The 17119-nt window shown below is 37.1% G+C and carries 23 protein-coding genes; 3 read left to right on the top strand and 20 right to left on the bottom strand.

Annotated features, from left to right (window positions below):
• Nucleotides 1–10 precede the first annotated feature (10 nt).
• The 8 genes from B3D94_RS17150 to B3D94_RS17115 all read right to left on the bottom strand — a co-directional run bounded on the left by B3D94_RS17150 (nucleotide 11) and on the right by B3D94_RS17115 (nucleotide 5594).
• Nucleotides 11–670, bottom strand: coding sequence for an MBL fold metallo-hydrolase (locus B3D94_RS17150; RefSeq protein WP_291760615.1), 660 nt, complete (start codon nucleotides 668–670; stop codon nucleotides 11–13).
• Between the two features lie 110 nt (nucleotides 671–780).
• Nucleotides 781–1944 (bottom strand): MFS transporter, encoded by a 1164-nt coding sequence (locus tag B3D94_RS17145; protein ID WP_291758631.1) that lies wholly within the window; start codon nucleotides 1942–1944, stop codon nucleotides 781–783.
• 213 nt (nucleotides 1945–2157) lie between these two features.
• On the bottom strand, nucleotides 2158–2310 hold the full coding sequence (locus B3D94_RS17140; RefSeq protein WP_175423011.1) for a hypothetical protein: 153 nt from the start codon (nucleotides 2308–2310) through the stop codon (nucleotides 2158–2160).
• Nucleotides 2311–2443: 133 nt separating this feature from the next.
• Nucleotides 2444–2575, bottom strand: coding sequence for a hypothetical protein (locus B3D94_RS17135; RefSeq protein WP_258268711.1), 132 nt, complete (start codon nucleotides 2573–2575; stop codon nucleotides 2444–2446).
• A gap of 195 nt (nucleotides 2576–2770) precedes the next feature.
• Nucleotides 2771–3034 (bottom strand): histidine kinase, encoded by a 264-nt coding sequence (locus B3D94_RS17130; RefSeq protein WP_291758629.1) that lies wholly within the window; start codon nucleotides 3032–3034, stop codon nucleotides 2771–2773.
• A 172-nt stretch (nucleotides 3035–3206) separates the two neighbouring features.
• Nucleotides 3207–3860 (bottom strand): hypothetical protein, encoded by a 654-nt coding sequence (locus B3D94_RS17125; RefSeq protein ID WP_193831658.1) that lies wholly within the window; start codon nucleotides 3858–3860, stop codon nucleotides 3207–3209.
• Between the two features lie 45 nt (nucleotides 3861–3905).
• A complete protein-coding gene (locus B3D94_RS17120; protein WP_291758626.1) occupies nucleotides 3906–4841 on the bottom strand; it encodes a PD-(D/E)XK nuclease family protein in 936 nt (311 codons plus the stop codon).
• A gap of 12 nt (nucleotides 4842–4853) precedes the next feature.
• Nucleotides 4854–5594 (bottom strand): sulfite exporter TauE/SafE family protein, encoded by a 741-nt coding sequence (locus B3D94_RS17115; protein WP_291760612.1) that lies wholly within the window; start codon nucleotides 5592–5594, stop codon nucleotides 4854–4856.
• 92 nt (nucleotides 5595–5686) lie between these two features.
• Here B3D94_RS17115 and B3D94_RS17110 point away from each other — a divergent pair, with 92 nt between their 5' ends.
• Nucleotides 5687–6184 (top strand): hypothetical protein, encoded by a 498-nt coding sequence (locus B3D94_RS17110; RefSeq protein ID WP_069481006.1) that lies wholly within the window; start codon nucleotides 5687–5689, stop codon nucleotides 6182–6184.
• 75 nt (nucleotides 6185–6259) lie between these two features.
• On the opposite strand, the gene B3D94_RS17105 is transcribed toward B3D94_RS17110, so the two are convergent.
• The 4 genes from B3D94_RS17105 to B3D94_RS17090 form a co-directional block, all read right to left on the bottom strand.
• Entirely contained in the window at nucleotides 6260–6892 is a 633-nt protein-coding gene (locus B3D94_RS17105; RefSeq protein ID WP_291758624.1) for a hypothetical protein, read from the bottom strand.
• A gap of 8 nt (nucleotides 6893–6900) precedes the next feature.
• Nucleotides 6901–7068, bottom strand: coding sequence for a hypothetical protein (locus B3D94_RS17100; RefSeq protein ID WP_008175876.1), 168 nt, complete (start codon nucleotides 7066–7068; stop codon nucleotides 6901–6903).
• On the bottom strand, nucleotides 7061–7246 hold the full coding sequence (locus B3D94_RS17095; protein ID WP_008175871.1) for a hypothetical protein: 186 nt from the start codon (nucleotides 7244–7246) through the stop codon (nucleotides 7061–7063). The genes B3D94_RS17100 and B3D94_RS17095 overlap by 8 nt, the downstream gene beginning before the upstream one ends.
• Nucleotides 7247–7317: 71 nt before the next feature.
• A complete protein-coding gene (locus B3D94_RS17090) occupies nucleotides 7318–7917 on the bottom strand; it encodes a CPBP family intramembrane glutamic endopeptidase (protein ID WP_291758617.1) in 600 nt (199 codons plus the stop codon).
• 230 nt (nucleotides 7918–8147) lie between these two features.
• On the opposite strand from B3D94_RS17090, the gene B3D94_RS17085 reads away from it, so the two are divergent.
• Complete coding sequence (locus B3D94_RS17085; protein WP_291758615.1) at nucleotides 8148–8831, top strand: class I SAM-dependent methyltransferase; 684 nt, start codon at nucleotides 8148–8150, stop codon at nucleotides 8829–8831.
• A gap of 98 nt (nucleotides 8832–8929) precedes the next feature.
• Here the strand turns inward: B3D94_RS17085 and B3D94_RS17080 are convergent, their stop codons facing one another.
• Nucleotides 8930–9370 (bottom strand): GNAT family N-acetyltransferase, encoded by a 441-nt coding sequence (locus tag B3D94_RS17080; RefSeq protein WP_291758613.1) that lies wholly within the window; start codon nucleotides 9368–9370, stop codon nucleotides 8930–8932.
• 110 nt (nucleotides 9371–9480) lie between these two features.
• Here B3D94_RS17080 and B3D94_RS17075 point away from each other — a divergent pair, with 110 nt between their 5' ends.
• The gene (locus B3D94_RS17075; protein ID WP_291758611.1) at nucleotides 9481–10863 is read left to right on the top strand and encodes a PLP-dependent aminotransferase family protein; all 1383 of its coding nucleotides are present in this window, start codon (nucleotides 9481–9483) and stop codon (nucleotides 10861–10863) included.
• An 84-nt stretch (nucleotides 10864–10947) separates the two neighbouring features.
• Here the strand turns inward: B3D94_RS17075 and B3D94_RS17070 are convergent, their stop codons facing one another.
• From B3D94_RS17070 to B3D94_RS17040, 7 genes are all read right to left on the bottom strand, one after another.
• On the bottom strand, nucleotides 10948–12165 hold the full coding sequence (locus B3D94_RS17070; protein ID WP_291758609.1) for an MFS transporter: 1218 nt from the start codon (nucleotides 12163–12165) through the stop codon (nucleotides 10948–10950).
• A gap of 505 nt (nucleotides 12166–12670) precedes the next feature.
• Nucleotides 12671–13555, bottom strand: coding sequence for an aminoglycoside phosphotransferase family protein (locus B3D94_RS17065; protein ID WP_069480999.1), 885 nt, complete (start codon nucleotides 13553–13555; stop codon nucleotides 12671–12673).
• 55 nt (nucleotides 13556–13610) lie between these two features.
• On the bottom strand, nucleotides 13611–13748 hold the full coding sequence (locus tag B3D94_RS17060) for a hypothetical protein (RefSeq protein ID WP_175423010.1): 138 nt from the start codon (nucleotides 13746–13748) through the stop codon (nucleotides 13611–13613).
• 288 nt (nucleotides 13749–14036) lie between these two features.
• Nucleotides 14037–14555 carry a GNAT family N-acetyltransferase gene (locus B3D94_RS17055; protein WP_291758605.1) on the bottom strand — a complete coding sequence of 173 codons (519 nt, stop codon included), beginning with the start codon at nucleotides 14553–14555 and terminating at the stop codon, nucleotides 14037–14039.
• Nucleotides 14556–14582: 27 nt separating this feature from the next.
• Entirely contained in the window at nucleotides 14583–14762 is a 180-nt protein-coding gene (locus B3D94_RS17050; protein WP_069480997.1) for a hypothetical protein, read from the bottom strand.
• A gap of 138 nt (nucleotides 14763–14900) precedes the next feature.
• Nucleotides 14901–16124, bottom strand: coding sequence for a GNAT family N-acetyltransferase (locus B3D94_RS17045; RefSeq protein WP_291758603.1), 1224 nt, complete (start codon nucleotides 16122–16124; stop codon nucleotides 14901–14903).
• Nucleotides 16121–16849 (bottom strand): AAA family ATPase, encoded by a 729-nt coding sequence (locus tag B3D94_RS17040; RefSeq protein WP_025114869.1) that lies wholly within the window; start codon nucleotides 16847–16849, stop codon nucleotides 16121–16123. The genes B3D94_RS17045 and B3D94_RS17040 overlap by 4 nt, the downstream gene beginning before the upstream one ends.
• Nucleotides 16850–17119: the final 270 nt, after the last annotated feature.

The raw sequence follows: 17119 nt of genomic DNA, 5'->3' as shown, positions 1-17119 counted from the left end.
GGTCTCTTGTTTATGATAATGCTTGATGAAGCTGATCAAGGACAGCTCCCCTACTTATTCCCCCGTGATAGCAAATAACCGTTTCAATATCGAGATCTAGGTATTTTTTTAAAGACTCCTGTGCTTCCGCTAAATCTAATACAGACGGCTCATGGATACCCGCAATATTGCCTTCTACACTGTATAGTGAGTCACCGGCAATTAATGTTTTGCTTTGTGTCAAATAAAGACTGAGATGGCCTGGCGAATGTCCTGGTGTATGGATGATTTGAATACCACCACAAAACGGCAATTCCTCTCCATCACTCACGGTTACATCCACTCGTCCCTTTGGTGGACTTTCTAAATGCGCATCTTTTAATAATGGTAGTTCCCCTTGAATATACGGTTGCTCCAGTGCATGTGCATATACTCGCATATGCTGTCCACATGTCTGTATTAATTCTGGCAGGCAACCAATATGATCCACATCCTGATGCGTGAGAATGACCGCCCTTAGCTGGTCCAATGAAACACCAACCTGTGCCATCGCCTCTCGCAATTCTTCCATTTGTCCAGGAAAACCTGCGTCTATTAAAACAGCCATGTCTTGGTCCCACAAAAGCGTTGGATGAATAATAAATCCTTGATAATTCAGTTCCAGTACCTTTACACCTTTTGTTATTTCTATAGCATTCGCCCCCTTTGCCCAACATGAAAAGATAATAGTGATCCTATTTTAGTTTCTGCTTTCAGCCTAAAATTTCCTGCCATCCCTATCAGAGACTAAAATTTTATTGTCTACATATGTTTATTTTTTCTTGTTCTCTTAGCATCTTTATAAACGAACAGAGCAACAAGAAGAAAGCTTATACTAACAACACGGAAAATCATCTCTAAACTAATCCATTCAGCTAAAAGCCCTAATATAAATGCGCTAATACCTACCCCAATATCAAAACTAGAAAGAAATGTTGCATTAGCTGCACCACTTTTTGCCTCACTTACTTTTTGAACAGTCCATGTTTGTAAACAAGGCATAACGGTTCCATAGCCTGCTCCGAATAGGATGGCTGCGATAATAAGCAACCCATTATTTGTCGCGTATGATAACACAATCAATGATAAAAACCCTACTACTGCTGACACAATGATAATCGACCATGGCCCGGTTTTATCAAACCATTTTCCTGTAAATGGACGTAGTAAAGTGGAAACAATCGCATTGATAAGGAAAAATAAAAAAATTTGATCTAACCCTCTTTGTTCACCGTACAGCACAAGGAAGGTAATGATTGCACCAAAGCCAAGCGTTGTCATAACAGTCAGTAATGCTTGAAACCATACTTCTCTCTCAAAAACTGCTTCCATAAATCGAAATGGCTGCTTCTCATGCTTAATTGGTTCAGCCGAATAAACAAATTGAAGTGCTATCACTGCCATAAGGCAAAGAATAACGGAAGAATAGATTAATAGTTGGAAAGAAAAAGAATGATAGATTAGGATGCCTAAGCTAGGGGCAATGATTGCTCCCACTGTTGTTGATATTGAAAAGTAGCCTATACCTTCACCTAATCGTGTTTTTGGAATTAAATCCACCGCCATTGTACTATTCGCAGTTGTTGACACTCCCCATGTTGCTCCATGGAAAAACCGTAATAGTAGGAAGAGCCAGATCGTGTTTAAAAAGGGATACATGATTGTAATCATCAATAACATAACCCCTGCACCAATAGCTAAACCTTTTCTTTTGTGATCGACTAAATAATAGCCTACAAAAGGTCTAATGATAATCGCGCCTATTGTAAATACTGTAGTAACCAACCCTACCTGAAAAGGAGAAGCATGTATGCTAATTAAATAGGCTGGGAGAATAGGTAGTAACATTTCAAATCCTATAAAAGTTAAAAAGTTACTAATAAATAAAAAAAGAAATGCTGAAGTAAAAATGGTTTGTTTTTGCATGTTAAAATTCCTCGCTTCTAATTAATCTTTTAAATTAGAAGCGCGTGGCACACTGAAACATTCCTAAATTGTCTTAACTTTTTAAGCAATCGTCTCACCCTTTCAAAAGTTTTATTTTCAATTAATCTTCTTGAACAACACAAAAAGACGCCAGGTAACCGGCGTCAGAACATGCATAAAGTATTTAAAAAGAACAAACATAAAGGTTCTTCTTTATCTATTAAATACAAAGGCAAAAAGCTTCCGGTTGCTGAATTCTATATGAAGTTTTTCTAAAAAACGACAGACTGGTCCCGTTGAATTGAAATCAGTTAATTGTAAAAATGTCTTTACTTCAATTGCAGCCATTCTGAAAACAGTTTCCATAACCTTTTGCCTCCTCTCGAAATATCAATACAATATAATTTAATACAAAATTATCAAAAAAGCAAACTCAGTTTTCTGCTTTCACATTCATTTAGGGTTACAACCGATCATGTGAAGTTAGGTGATTAGTACTTTATCTGTGTACAATATATCCCACCTTACGTGGTGCCACTACGTTTTGCTTTTCAACACTTTTCATACGATCATCTGAAGTTTTTTTCATAGGAGTTATCAAAAGTTCAAACATGGTTAATTGTTTATCCAATTTCATCCCCCTTTTTGATTCTTAAAAGGTATTGTACACTCTATTGGCTGCTTTTCTTATATATGTTTAATAGCTTGATTTTATACTACCGGAAAAAATAGAGACATCTTTATACCTAGAACTTTCATTTGCTTTGAAAAAGCTACCTGTCTATCGAATTAATCCACTAGTCTATTCTTCCATAAGGAAACCCATTCATTGCTGTAGTAAATAAAATATCGGAAGTAACATGAACCCTACTAGCAAAAGCACTGGAATCAAGGAAACAATTAAAGCCAATATTCTTAGCTTCCCCTTTTGGCTAAAAAGGGCAGCTAGAAATGACGCTATTATTAACGAAATGACCACAATATCCCCAATTTCAGAGTTCCCATTCACGACAATGGGGGTAATAAAAGCAAAGACAATGAACAAAGAAAATAATAACAATGAAATCATACTTAAATATTTTCTTAACACAATTACTTCACCTCCTTTGGTTCTTTTTTCCATTATTTTAACATAAATCATTTTATTTCTTATTCAACTAAACTACTCATAAGTTAAATAAAAAAAAGAGTTGCTAATGCAACTCATAAGCTACTACCTACACTTCAACTGTTTTAAAGTTCTCCTACTTGAATACCTTTTTTTATAAAATTCGTGCAGCCTCCCCGTCGATTATTTTAATATGTATAAACGACGAACCGCCTCCTTGAATATGATTGGGCACGTCAGATAAATCAAGTAATTCCTTTATGTGAATGAACTTATTACGATTAGGCTCAATTGTCACATAATAAGGGCCAGCTACATTCATCAGAGACTCTATACGGGGTCCTTTTCCCGTTAAATGATCATCTAAAAACTCTAGCTCAAATGACACTGCTTCATTACTTCGATTTTGTAATTCAAGATGACATTCCCCCTGTAATACATGCTTGCTTACTACATCAAATTGGCATTCACCATTCTTTGTATAGGAAATCGCCATAATGCCACGAGCGAAAGTCTCTTGATAGATTGTCATCAAAAGAATAGGTAAAAAGGTAAAGGTGATTAGCACTACACCAATTGATAGGAGGTGATATTTTTTCATCCCCTCGACAAGTAAAATCAAAGCAAGGATAAAGAGAGCTGAACCAAATAACCCAAGCAACACATAGCCATCATCAGTGAGGATAGGAAACGACATAAAGGAAATTCGAGTATTCACCATTTGATAGTTAGGAAATGGGAAAAATAAACACATACAAATTCCTAAAAGGATGATGGAAGTAACAAACGACACTTTATTTTTTATCATTTTCTCCCTCCTCTTGTAGAAATTTAAATAGGCGATGCTCCATTTCTACTTTTGCGCACATAATTCTCTAAAATTACATCCTCGACAATGCCATTTTTCTTGTGTTTGTTCGAAATCTTCCAGTTCCACAGGCTCGTTAGAAAAAATATCGGCTTGATACTTTTTCATCTCTAAAACACTATACTGAAATGTATGTAAAATATTGTCCATATCAAAATCAGAGAAGCTATATTTCTTCCGTTTTCCGGTTAGTAAATATTCATTATAGACCTCGATTTGCTCAAGTGGTACCCCATATTTTTGCTGTATATAATAGGCATAGAGAGCTAATTGCTGGCGATCATCATCTGACTCTCCCCCCGTTTTCCAGTCCACAATTACCCATTTATCAGTTAGTTCATTAAAATAATGAAAATCCATTACAACGAACACTTGGATATCGTTGATTTTCATCGAGCGAAATTGTTCTGGCTCCCCAATACGTAAAGAACCTTTTTGTGATGTAATTTGTTGAAATGTTTCACTCATCAAAAAATGCTCAAAAACAAGCTTAATTCGTTCTTTATAGTCTTGTACTAGATCGGATGGAAGTTTGCCGGAATAGTATATTTCCTGCATCATATAATATTTATTTGGCTTTTGCCTCCATGATTCAAGATGGCGGGTAGAATCAATAAAAGCCGCATTCAGCTGTCCTCTAGCCCAATGAATTAGCTCCTCTAGTGTGGGGGGCTTCCCTGTTTGTAAATAATCATTAATAGCCTGTTCAATAAAGCGGTGAACAATTTGCCCAAATAAAATAGGCATGGGTTGTAGCTTTTTTAAACGATACACAAGTTGATGATAAGGCTCCACATTGTAGCTTAGCCACCCGTTATGGGAAAAATAATATTCATAGCCATATTTACGGGCACAGCTTGTTAGCGTTTTATGACGTGATAGTGACCATGAAAACGTGGGGTACGGTGTAATTTCAAACACGACAATCGCCTCCTATAGCTGCTGGATAAAATCATAAACAAGCTGTACGATCAGAACAATGGTTACAATACGGAGTAGCAGTTTGACTTGATTTGCTTTTACCTTTCTTGCTAAAACAATGCCAATTTGCGCACCAATCGTAGACCCTACCATTAAAATCAACGTCAGTGGCCATTCAATTTTCCCGGTAGCGATATAGGTAATCGCTGCTCCTGAGCACATGGCGAATACCCCTACCCTTGAGAGTCCTACTGCTTTAATATAAGAAATTTTCTCATGAGCATATGTATAAAGGGCTAGTGTACTACTGCCAGGCCCAAACATACCATCATAAAAACCAACCCCAAGGAGAATTGGACCATTTTTTCGATTCATAATAAAGAGTTCCTTATCGCCAAAATCAGCCCCACCCATAAAGGACATAATTAACGCAAAGCCTAGTAAAATGATGGCGATAAACGTCAATGCTTGACTACTCATAAATGAAGCAAAAAGTCCACCCAATGTTCCACCAATTAGGGATACCCATAAGACTGGTCTCATTTCTGACCATGCTAATTCCTTTCGTTTATAGATCGTATAAAAGCTCGAAAATGCACTTACCATATTGGATACTTTATTTGCCCCAATTGCAGAATGGACTGGCACCCCCATTAACATCATCGTTGGCAAGGTGATTAAACCACCCCCACCCACTAACGTTCCAATGACATTCCCAATGATGCCAATGAATAAAAATAACAAGTATTCCATCATATCCTTCTTTCTCTCTCACAAAAGCAATCATTCTATGATACAGTATAACAGATTGTAATTTTGAATGATGATGGAAATGAGGGGCAAGGATGCAAACACAACAAAAAACACCAACACCACGCTTTTGTCACCAGCTGACGGTCATCGTGGCCACCATTTTTTTAGCTGGCTTCACAGCTACACTAATTCAATATCGAAAGCTTCCTGCAACGATTCCCGTATTACAAAGCTTCACAAGTGACCATGCACAGTTTGGACCAAAAATAGCTATTTTTTATTTACCTTTTATCGCACTCATGCTATTTTTACTTTTACATTATTTAGAGATGAAAGCAGCCTATCCTGTGATGAGAAGAAATAAACCGCCGCTGTCCCATAGCCAGCGTCAAAATGGCATCATGACTTTTTGTCTCATAAAAAATAGTATTTTATTGTACTTTACTTACTCCCTTTTCAACGATCTTTCGATTGCATTAGGACGCGATCGCATTTTACAACAATGGCATGCGTATCTTTTTCTTTTCTTGCTCTGTGGTATTTTCAGTATGGGGATCGTACGAGGGATTTTATTGAATAAAAAGCGGTAAAAAAGACGTATTAAAGAGTAGATCTTTAATACGTCTTACGAACATGAAATTACTATTGTTTGGTATACTAGATAGTTATTCACTATCCAATTCACTTTCCATTTGTCTAAAATTATGTATTAAACCATATTTTTGTACACCACGCGCTTGTTCGATGCTAGCATCAGCCCATTGGCGGAATAATTCTTGATTTTTTTGACTATGGGCGTATACTGCCTCTACAGCGGGTTGCATCCAGGGCTGTGTCAGCTTGTCACTTCTCATAGCAGCCGTTTGACCTTCCATCGCTGCAATATAGCATAGGGCATAGCTTGATAACGGCTCCTTATTAATTTGCTGGGCAGCAGCCTTTGCCGCTCCAAGATTTTTCTCCATAATTGCTTTCGTAAATAGATAATTATATTTGATGGCTGGCTGTTTATAATGGTGGATGATGACATCGATAGCACAAATATGTTCATCTACCGTCCCATAAGCGGATGCATAGAGAGCCGCAAATATTGGTTCTTTTTGACGGCGCTTCACCCATTTATCTACAACTTCCATATTGTTTGTTCGATATAAAATATGTACATGACGATAAATAATAGCTACCACGAACACAGCGATTATACCGAGTGAAAAGGATAGCCGAACACCTGATAAAGATAGCACCATAGCTAGCAAAATAATGGCTAAATAAATGACTGTTAATTGAACAATTTTCATAATACCTCCTACTGCAATTTCCTGCGCATCTTACGTGAAAAGATGAAACCCGCTCCTATAAAGAAGACAAGTGCCATTACTTTCATGATAGGAATGATAAAAAGCTTACTGATGAGGAAGACAACGACTATATAATAGACCACCATTGCCAGTAAAAATAATGTCAGCTTATTCACGCGGCTCCCTACTTTCCTTTAATGCCGCCTCAATCGCGGCAAGCGCTTTTGGCCCCATTCCATGTAAATGAGCTAAAGTGGAAAGGTCAACGTTTTCCAGCTGTTTCAATTGTGTATAGCCTGCTGCTTGTAATGCACGAATTGCAGGTTTAGCTACTCCCTTTGGCCATTCTGTCATGTTTGCACTTCCCTTCACGAAAATTCTTCTCTGCCCTATTATGCAAGTGACGACAAAGAAATGCAAATAAGTCAAAAAGATAGAATTTGAAACATGGATAAGCAAGCAGTCATTAAATTAGTCAAACTATGAATACTCCAGCTCGTTACAATGGAACCCCCGCCAACTCGCTCATTCATCCATCCCATCACATAGCCTGCTAGCCCTGTAGATAGTACAACTAACAAGATGATTGGAAATGGTAATCCCGTCCATAACATAGCCCCATGGATACAGCCAAAAACGAGGCTTTGTAGCAAATTTCCGACCTGGAAACCAAATGACTTTGCCAGCCTTTTCAAGAAAAAGCCACGGAACAATAGCTCCTCAGATAAGCCGGTCTGAATCATAGCATATAGAATAGCTGGAATGACCCCCGCTAAGCCAAGGCCAGCAAATTGATGGGACGCTAATATGGAAACATCCATGTAAAAAAAGACAAGAGCGAAATTAGGCACCACTAATACGACAATAGAAAGCATATAAAATATGGCATATTTCCCCTTATCAACAATAACAGGCCTGTGAAATCCTAACCATTTGAGGAAGGGTTGTTCCTTTTTAGCTGTAAAACTCCACCAAACAAACGGTATGACTGAAAATAACATCACTTGCACAATTGCATTAATCATATTTTCTCCCCCTATTCATTACGTTAAGTGTAGAAGAAAGAGCTACTAAATTCAATAATAATTTAATGATAATCGTTAAATCATTAATCTTTATTATTAATTATTAATCGTTTTACTTTAATTATAATAGGTTGAGGTTTCTATATTGTGCTTCGGTTAAATTTCCTATATACTCAATTACAGATAATTAAGGTCTGTAATATATACAATATACGTTGGAGGTAATGACGATGAATACACATTTATTAGAAAAGGCTCGCATTTATGAACAAAGTACTCGTATCTCTGTACCAGCTTATGACACTCTATTCGCCATGACACAAGCTTATTTCCGAGCTCATTTAGGTGAGCAAGAAACTTCCCTGCTAGTAGTAGGAGCTGGGGGCGGTAATGAGCTATCTGCATGGGGACCATCTAATCCAAACTGGACATTTACAGGTATAGACCCGTCTGAAGAGATGCTGCAAATTGCTCAGTATAAAGCACAGCAATTAGCTATAGAAAGCCGAGTTCAGCTTCTCCAAGGAACCATTGATACCTTGCCCCCCTCTCCATTCACCTATGATGCGGCTAGTTGTATCCTTGTGCTGCATTTTATTGAAGATAGACAGCAAAAACTTAACTTACTGCACAACATTCATGCGCAATTAAAGCCCGGCAAACCTTTTGTCCTCGCTTGTGCCTATGGAGATCGAAATAGTAACGAACTGCAAGATCGCATTAAAATCTGGCAAAGCTTCTTTTTAGATGCAGGATACAAAAAATCAAAGGTCGAGGATATGGGGAAAGTCATTATGAATATCTCTTTTCTATCCGATCATGACATTCAAGAATTATTGAAAGAGGCTGGATTTAAGCAGATTACACGCTTTTTCAATTCAGGTCTTTTTGCCGGCTGGATGAGCCACGCCTAACCGTAAGACCCCACCATTTAGCTAAATGGCGGGGTCTTTCAACAGGTGAATATAAATTTCATACAAACAAAGACTTTTAAAAACTACAGCCCCGTTTTTCACCAATAAATACTGTAATAATACACATGATCATCTATGGTCATCCCTACTTTTTCATAGAGCTTTTGGGCATTGACATTGTCCTTTGCGGTTTCAAGCATCATGTAACGAGCGTTCTCCTGCTGGCAATAGACGTAGCATTGTTCGATTAATGCCTTTGCCACCCCTTGTTTTCTGGCATGCCCAGCCACAAATAAATCATTTAAAATAAATGCCCCTTTCATAGCAACGGATGAAAAGATAGGAAATAACTGCGCAAAACCTACTGCTTCCCCATCCAAGTATGCGAGAAAAATAATGGATTGCTCCTTTTCCACACGTTCTTGGATAAACTGCTCGGCTTGTATTAAATCAGTCGGTTGTCCATAAAACTCACGATAGGCATTAAATAACGGGACCACTTCCCTAATTGTTGCCAGTGACACAGTACAAATATTCATATTCCACTCCCCATTTCAATTTATTTGTCATTCTAGTATGATGGTAGTAGATTATCTGACATTCCAAAAGAGACAGTTTCAAACATTTCAACATGTCGAAGAGGTGCATTATGGACGATTTCATCTTTTTATTAACCGACAAAGAGGCCAAATATAAACAAATCTATCAGCAAATGAAGACTCTCATTATGGAAGGTACATTGGAAAAAAATGATTCCCTGCCTTCTATTCGGAAGCTAGCAGAAACATTACAGGTGAGCCGCAATACGACCTTAACGGCCTATGATCAGCTTGTGGCTGAGGGATATATTCGTGGTGAAGGTCGGAAAGGGTATTTTGTGAATGCGTTGGAGCAAGTTTTCTTACAAGAGCAGCCACAGCCCATTCGATCGAAGCCACTAAAGGATACTTCTGCATTACTTGTGAACTTCCAAGCAGGGGCTGTCGATCAACAACACTTTCCCATCAAGATGTGGCGTCAAATCGCCAATCAGGTTTTACAGGAACCAACTTGCTATCAATATGGTGAACTGTTTGGAGAACCTATGCTAAAAGAGCAGCTTGCCCAATACTTACTTCAGGCAAGAGGGCTATATACCAATAATGAAAATATCATTATTGGCAGTAGTACACAGCAAATGCTTCTGTATCTTGGGTTTTTATTAAAGAAAAATTTCCCTAGTATACTACTGGAGGACCCAGGCTATGATGGGGCTCGGGAGGCATTCCAATTACATAACTTTGACATTGAGGCCTTGCCTGTTTTCGAAGCAGGTGCACAGCTTGATGTCTTGACAACTTGTCGCTCACGCCTATTGTATGTCACACCATCACACCATTTCCCATACGGTGCCTCGATGAATATTCAACAACGACAAGCACTTATACGATGGGCCCAAAAAGTGAATGGCTATATACTCGAAGATGATTATGATGGTGAATTTCGTTATACACAACAGCCATTCCCTGCTCTTGCTTCCATCGACCCCTCTCGGGTAATTTATTTAGGCACATTTTCGAAATCCTTTTTACCAGGCATTCGAATTAGCTATATGGTGTTACCGACTGCCCTTGTGCAGCCTTATAAAGAAAAATTTGCTCATTTTGAACAAAATGCATCCACCCTACATCAACGCACAATGGCCCAATTTATGGCCCAAGGTGAATGGACCCGCCATATTAAACGAATGCGCCTGACCTATAAACAAAAAATGCATTGCCTTGTGCAGGAGCTACAACAACAATTTGGGGAGAAAATCACGATTTTAGGTGAACAATCAGGACTCTATATTTTGGTGAAAATAAAGTTACCCCTCTCGGAACAACAGCTAATCCACCAAGCAGAGTCCCACGGGATAAAAGTTTATCCAACCAGCCCGTTTTTTCTCCATCAAGCAAGTATAGAACCGATGCTACAGCTAGGCTTTAGCAAGTTAACAATGGAAGAAATTAAATTAGGAGTCCAACTACTAAAAAAAGCCTGGTCTTCATAAAAGCCATGATCCTCAAAGTAGCACCTTTTAAGTACAATTAGTTCAATAAAAAGGACCATCAAATATGATGGTCCTACGTCTTCTTTAATTGGATTGTTTCAAAGCATTTCTAACAAACAATTGCTTATTTTTGTGAGCGATTACACTGACTGTCGCCAGTAATAGCCCCGAAATCACGAAAACCAGTCTAATTCCTACTAAATCTGCTATTACCCCCATAACAAGAGAGCCAATGCCGAAAATTCCAGTTCCGATAGCACCTAATGACGTATAAACAGTTGACAACTGTTCTTTTGACACACTAGTTTGTATCACTGTTTGTTGAGGAATTTGTTTAATTTGTCCAAAAAGCCCTACACAAAATGATAAAAGTAAGGAAATCATTGCAATGCTGTTTATGCTAAATAATATTGTCAATATGAAACTTGCGAAGGAACCTACAAAAATATAGGTTCCAATTTTCTTTTCTATAACAGAAGAAAATTTTATACAATAAGCACTCCCTAAAATCAGACCTAAAAAGTTGGCTCCATTAATAAATCCCCACCACTTTTCATCAACGTTCAAAGCGTCGTTGACAAACACATATAAAATAGCGGCTATCCAAACTGTTGCAGCGATGGTTTCTAAAAATTCTATCCAAGCAATCCTTTTTAAAACTGGCGTATTAGATAAAGTTTGCCAACCCTCTTTAATCTTTTCTAGTTTCCCTTTTGTCTCCGTCGAATCATGACTGTTTACATTTTCTAAAAGGCTAAGGAGTAGGCTTGCCATTACAAATAAACATCCTACTAACCAAATCAGTTGTTGAGGGCTCATAATCATTAACAATGAACTTCCTACGAACCACATACCTGCTTGAATGACCTGCGTAATAGTTTCGGAAATTCCATTAGCTTGAAGTAGCTGTTCAGGTTTAACATAGTGTGGAGTCAATGTCTGTCTTATTGGATTTGCACATCCATCAAAAAAAGCAATCCATCCTATTATTAAAAAGATAAAATAATAATTAGCTGCTGATAAACCCATTACCATAAATCCTAGAATAAAGAGTAAAATCGTTTTTGCGATTTGTGACCCAGCAAGTAACCATTTAAGATTTAGTTTTTCCACCAAAAGAGGTGTCAGCAGACTGGATATAAACATAGAGGAAGCAATCGTAAATGGCACGAACGATGCTGCAATTGCAGAACCTGTTAACAAAAAAATCGTACTTATAACACTGACTATATATAATACATCGCCTATATTAGCGAGTGACTGACCTAATAGTAATAAAGAAAAATTTCTATTCAATTTCATTATAGATCCCCCGATATTTTACTCAATTTTTGGCTTAATCGGGGAATATTAGATTGGACTATTCATTAAAATTTGACTCCTATCATCTAGCGGATAAATCTGGGGGATATCGATTTATCACAAGTTTTTTATCATCTATTCATATTTAAATGAATTATACCATTGTTTGTTTAAACATTACACGCCCATAGTAATTTTTACCATATTTTATGTTTACTCAGTAACCAATCCTTCTTAAGCTAAGCCGCTCCATTTGTACAATAAATAAAAAAAGGAGCTGTCTAAACAGCTCTCAGACTGTAGACAAACTCGGTGAATTTTGAGTTTGCCTATAGTCTTTTTTCTTTTACAATGAAATAAAGTAAAGCCGTTGATTTCCACTACGGGCGGACGCTTTCCGTGGGCGGGGTCGAGCTGCTAACCATGGGGCGTGTTCGCCAAGATCTAGGAAAACTAAGGCAGTGATCTTTCTTCCTAATACATAAAACCAATTTATGAAAAATCTTTATTTTTCAGTTTCATAATCCTTCATGATGACGTTAATAATATTCCATTGTTCATCTGCACTTGCTTTGTTCGATTGTTTATGATAGTCGTAGGTAATTAAAGCCTTCCATAAAGCCCAACCCCTAGCTCTATTCCAAGTTTGTTCATCAAAATTCAAAACATTCTTAAATGTTTTTCTGCTACTTTCATCAAAAAAGGTCCAAGCCATGGCAGCATCGCAAGAAGGATCGCCTACTCCCAATATTCCAAAATCAATAACCGCACTTAAGCTACCATTTTTAATTAATATATTTCCTGGTGCTATATCACCGTGGACCCAAACTGGTTCACCAACCCACTTTGAAGTTAACGCCGATTCCCAAATTTCATTCAACAGGTATTTATTAAAAGTCGTTTCATTATTATGAATGGCCTCTCTACATTCATCGTCGTAAACAACTATATCACCGCCTCTATAAAAATTATGCTCCCCAGCTAAAGGGCCTCCACTGGCGTTAATAGATTGTAAATCAACTAAAAATCTCCCCAGTTCATGCGCAAATTGATTTGGATCTTCTATATTTTCCATAGTTAATACCTCTCCAACTAGCCATTTGTTCACTGACCAAGGATATGGGTAATCCTCACTTGGTTCTCCTTTAGCTAATGGTTCAGATATTGGTGTAGAAAGATGCGTGGCTAAAATGGGTAACCATTCCTGCTCTTTTTCAACCTGAGGGACATATGCTTCAGCACTCGGTAATCTAACACTCATCCTGTTGCCTAAGTGAAAAGTTTTATTATCATTTCCACCTTTTTTCACAGGCTTAATTTCCAAATTAGACCACTCTGGAAATTGGCTTTTAATTAACTTCGAAACTAAATCTACATCGATATTTCTCATTTTATTTCTCCCTTTAATTTGACTTGAAGTAAAATCCCCATATTGGTATATCCCTTTATTTTTTATCTCTAATTTCTTCCAGTATTTCAATAACACGATTATTTTGTTGTTCAATAGACTTCAACCTTTTTTCAATTATACTTGAAGAGAAAAACACTATGAGTACAATAGCTATTCCGACTAATAAATTCATTTCTATTCCCCCTTCTATAACCATGTTTGTTTATGTATATAAAGTTACTCCCTTGCTCAAATATGCGGGGAGATATCGATTTATCGCAAGTTTTTTATCATCCATACAAATTTTAATTGAATTATAGCATTGTTTATTTTAATATTACACATCCACAGTAAATTATTACCATATTATAAATTTTTTCCATAACTAATCCTTCTTAAGCTAAGCTGCTCCATTTGTTCAATATATAAAAAAGAGCTGTCTAAACAGCTCTATAATCTTTAAATAAGGCACTCGGTTAGTTTAACAAGGCGAAATAGTCAGAGCATAATAAATGAAATTTAATTTCTGACCATTCATTTCGATATTTTCACTACTAGTAGATATTTTCTCAAAACCATTTTTCTCTAAAACTCTTTGAGAAGCTATGTTATTTGTTGTTGTTTCCGCCTTAATTTGTTTTATGTCTTCATCAGTTATTGTGTCGATTAATTTTTTCAATGCTTTATTAGCAATTCCTTTTCCAGTATGTTCTTGACCCACCCTATAACCGAGATGACCGATTTTATGAAAGCTATCAATATCCACTAAATTTATTCTTCCTAGAATAGAACTATCTTGATCTTTAATTAAATAGAAATATGACCTTCCCTGAGCTTGTTCTTCAAGTAAAGCTTCGTGTCTTTTTTTAAAAATCTCAGGGTTATAGTATTCATCTCCACGAGTAGGTACCATTTCTTCGAAAAATTTTCTGTTTTCAAGTTCGAATTTATACAATCCTTCGGCATCTGCCACTTGTAATCTTTCAATATATATATCCATGTAATATAAACTCCATTCCAATAGGATTTACCCTTTACTTGAAGTAAAATCCCCAAATTGGTATATCCCTTTATTTTTTATCTCTAATTTCTTCCAGTATTTCAATAACACATTGTTTTGTTGTTCAATAGACTTCAACCTTTTTTCAATTATACTTGAAGAGAAAAACACTATGAGTACAATAGCTACTCCGACTAATAAATTCATTTCATATTCCCCCTTCTAAATCCAAGTTTATCTATGTATATAAAGTTACATCCTTGTTCAAATATGGAGTATCTGTATGATGATTAAAAGCTGAACTAAAGTAAAAATTAGTTCAGCTCCATTACCTGTTCTACGTGCCTAGAAATAATCAATGAATGTCGGTATGCCTACGGGTAATATGTCCTCTAGTAAGGCAATTTCCTCCGCACGTCCCTGTAACCGTTCGATTTTCTCTAAATACCTTGGGCGTTTATAGCCTAGCAGCATCGTGGCCAAGGTTTGCACCGTTAAATGGACAGCATTATCATTTAATGTCTCGCTCACCTTTTGGACAGACAGCTTACCATCCACCATTTTGATGATGAATGTACCATTATTCCAAGCTACAATCCGATCCGTTACGGCTAGCTGAAGCTCAAAGTTCTGACTGATAAATGGATAGCGTAATAAAAACTCTTTAACATCCACAATTCTCGCCATAAAATAAGGTGAGACCTTTTGAATAATCTCACTATCCTCTAATAGAAACGCTACTGCTTCATTACCTGTCGTTTTCCCATAGACATTATAAATCATGGAACTATGGGCAGAGACAAAATTCCATAACCCTTTACGTGCTTCTTCCTGTAGATAGACGATTTCATCAATATAATAATTTTCCTCCATAATACGATAAAACATGTAGCCTTGCGCCACATCCCCTTCATCGTAGTAGACGGCAGCCTGAAGGTTAACATCACTGTCAATGAATTTCTCTTCCCAGAAATCCTCCTGAAATTTCTCATTCCACGCAATACTATTTCGCACCATCACACCATGTGTTTTTTCCGCATAACGAGCGTATATATCCACAACATCCTGATGTTTCGGATCGACACGACGAATTTTTCCATTGAGTCCGGAATAATGCGGAAGCTGTGTATCCTTCACCTGAAATTCTACGATATCACTCATAATTTCCCATCCCTTTTTTCGGTAATAAGGAATCGAATATGGGAATAAATAGGATATACATTGTCCCTCGTTGCGCATACTTTGTAGGCTTTCAATAATCAAGCTCTCCATCAAGCCATGACCCGAATACTCTGGGTAAGTGCCAACTGCTGTAATCCCCCCCATTTCATAAATCTTCCCATGGACATTGACCTCAAAAGGCAAACTTAAAATTTGCGATACTAAATGTGAGCCATCAAACCATCCGATAGCATGTCCCTCATTAAATTGCCTACTTTTTGCATTCACAAAACGACGGTCCTTATGAATAGACATCGACATTTGAAAGACATAATTCAATAAATCAATGGATTGTGCCATTTCATCCAATCGAATTTCTCGCATGACTAAGCCTTTTCGTTGATTCATGATTCCCTCTCCTCATCAAATAACTCACTTAAAATAGTTTGTGGTGCATCTAAAAACCGCTTGGTGACAATGTAATGAATGGAGTCCTTATAGCGAATCGTTTCAATTTCTCCATTGTCAAAGCTATAAATCGTTGCATTTGGATAACCCAGTAAAATAGGTGAATGTGTGGCAATAATAAATTGTGCCTCATGCTCAAGGTCCTTCATAATTTTTAACAAGCTTAATTGCCTTGTTGGAGACAATGCTGCCTCAGGCTCATCCAATAAATAAATGGCTTTACCCTTAAAGCGATTCATAAATAAAGCAAGAAAAGACTCCCCATGGGATTGATGATGTAGAGATTTCCCACCAAAAGCGTTATATCTCCTTGGATCTTCTATCAAATCAATATGACTAGCAAATTGATAAAATGTTTCGGATCGAAGAAAAAAACCATTTGAAATTTTCGGCATCCATGACAAACGGATATATTCACCCAGTGAAGATTCTGCCTTATGTACTTCATACAGATTTTGGCGGCCACCACCTGCCGTATTAAAATCGCACCGATCCGCAATGGCCTCGAGTAATGTTGATTTTCCCGAACCATTTTCCCCAACGAAGAACGTCACATTTGTCGGAAACTCCAACTCCTGTAAATCCTGCAAGCTTGGGATATTAAAAGGATACATTTGTTTATTAGGAATAGTATCCTGTAGCATCTTACATGATTTTAAATACATTTTATTTCCTCCTTTCTCTTATTATAACGAACAACACCTCTCCTGAAACGTCAGCGCACTACCTCTTTTATGAAAAATAATTAAGAATAGTCAAACAAATCATAAAGTCATTATTTTTTCAATGAAAGTCCAAAGTAGGAATAGTGCAAAATCGAACGCTCGTAGTCCCACTCAACACCACCATTATGTAAGAGATATTTCCCGAGAAATAAATAAGAAACATGTCGAAAGTTGCAATTTCATTTCGTAAAATTATGTCATATTTTTGAT

Origin of the sequence: Lysinibacillus sp. UBA5990 (assembly GCF_002429815.1) — a bacterium.
Lineage (GTDB): Bacteria > Bacillota > Bacilli > Bacillales_A > Planococcaceae > Lysinibacillus > Lysinibacillus fusiformis.
Note: the sequence above shows the minus strand (reverse complement) of the source record. Positions and strands in the feature narration are given on the sequence as shown.

What these genes read in the sequence shown, in the direction of transcription:
- B3D94_RS17070 (WP_291758609.1), bottom strand. Translation starts at nt 12,165, where the DNA reads ATGAAATTGAATAGAAATTTTTCTTTATTACTATTAGGTCAGTCACTC.
- B3D94_RS17085 (WP_291758615.1), top strand. Translation starts at nt 8,148, where the DNA reads ATGAATACACATTTATTAGAAAAGGCTCGCATTTATGAACAAAGTACT.
- B3D94_RS17140 (WP_175423011.1), bottom strand. Translation starts at nt 2,310, where the DNA reads ATGGAAACTGTTTTCAGAATGGCTGCAATTGAAGTAAAGACATTTTTA.
- B3D94_RS17075 (WP_291758611.1), top strand. Translation starts at nt 9,481, where the DNA reads ATGGACGATTTCATCTTTTTATTAACCGACAAAGAGGCCAAATATAAA.
- B3D94_RS17095 (WP_008175871.1), bottom strand. Translation starts at nt 7,246, where the DNA reads ATGACAGAATGGCCAAAGGGAGTAGCTAAACCTGCAATTCGTGCATTA.
- B3D94_RS17045 (WP_291758603.1), bottom strand. Translation starts at nt 16,124, where the DNA reads ATGAATCAACGAAAAGGCTTAGTCATGCGAGAAATTCGATTGGATGAA.
- B3D94_RS17105 (WP_291758624.1), bottom strand. Translation starts at nt 6,892, where the DNA reads ATGAAAATTGTTCAATTAACAGTCATTTATTTAGCCATTATTTTGCTA.
- B3D94_RS17090 (WP_291758617.1), bottom strand. Translation starts at nt 7,917, where the DNA reads ATGATTAATGCAATTGTGCAAGTGATGTTATTTTCAGTCATACCGTTT.
- B3D94_RS17060 (WP_175423010.1), bottom strand. Translation starts at nt 13,748, where the DNA reads ATGAATTTATTAGTCGGAATAGCTATTGTACTCATAGTGTTTTTCTCT.
- B3D94_RS17065 (WP_069480999.1), bottom strand. Translation starts at nt 13,555, where the DNA reads ATGAGAAATATCGATGTAGATTTAGTTTCGAAGTTAATTAAAAGCCAA.
- B3D94_RS17125 (WP_193831658.1), bottom strand. Translation starts at nt 3,860, where the DNA reads ATGATAAAAAATAAAGTGTCGTTTGTTACTTCCATCATCCTTTTAGGA.
- B3D94_RS17050 (WP_069480997.1), bottom strand. Translation starts at nt 14,762, where the DNA reads ATGAATTTATTAGTCGGAGTAGCTATTGTACTCATAGTGTTTTTCTCT.
- B3D94_RS17055 (WP_291758605.1), bottom strand. Translation starts at nt 14,555, where the DNA reads ATGGATATATATATTGAAAGATTACAAGTGGCAGATGCCGAAGGATTG.
- B3D94_RS17080 (WP_291758613.1), bottom strand. Translation starts at nt 9,370, where the DNA reads ATGAATATTTGTACTGTGTCACTGGCAACAATTAGGGAAGTGGTCCCG.
- B3D94_RS17115 (WP_291760612.1), bottom strand. Translation starts at nt 5,594, where the DNA reads ATGGAATACTTGTTATTTTTATTCATTGGCATCATTGGGAATGTCATT.
- B3D94_RS17040 (WP_025114869.1), bottom strand. Translation starts at nt 16,849, where the DNA reads ATGTATTTAAAATCATGTAAGATGCTACAGGATACTATTCCTAATAAA.
- B3D94_RS17110 (WP_069481006.1), top strand. Translation starts at nt 5,687, where the DNA reads ATGCAAACACAACAAAAAACACCAACACCACGCTTTTGTCACCAGCTG.
- B3D94_RS17145 (WP_291758631.1), bottom strand. Translation starts at nt 1,944, where the DNA reads ATGCAAAAACAAACCATTTTTACTTCAGCATTTCTTTTTTTATTTATT.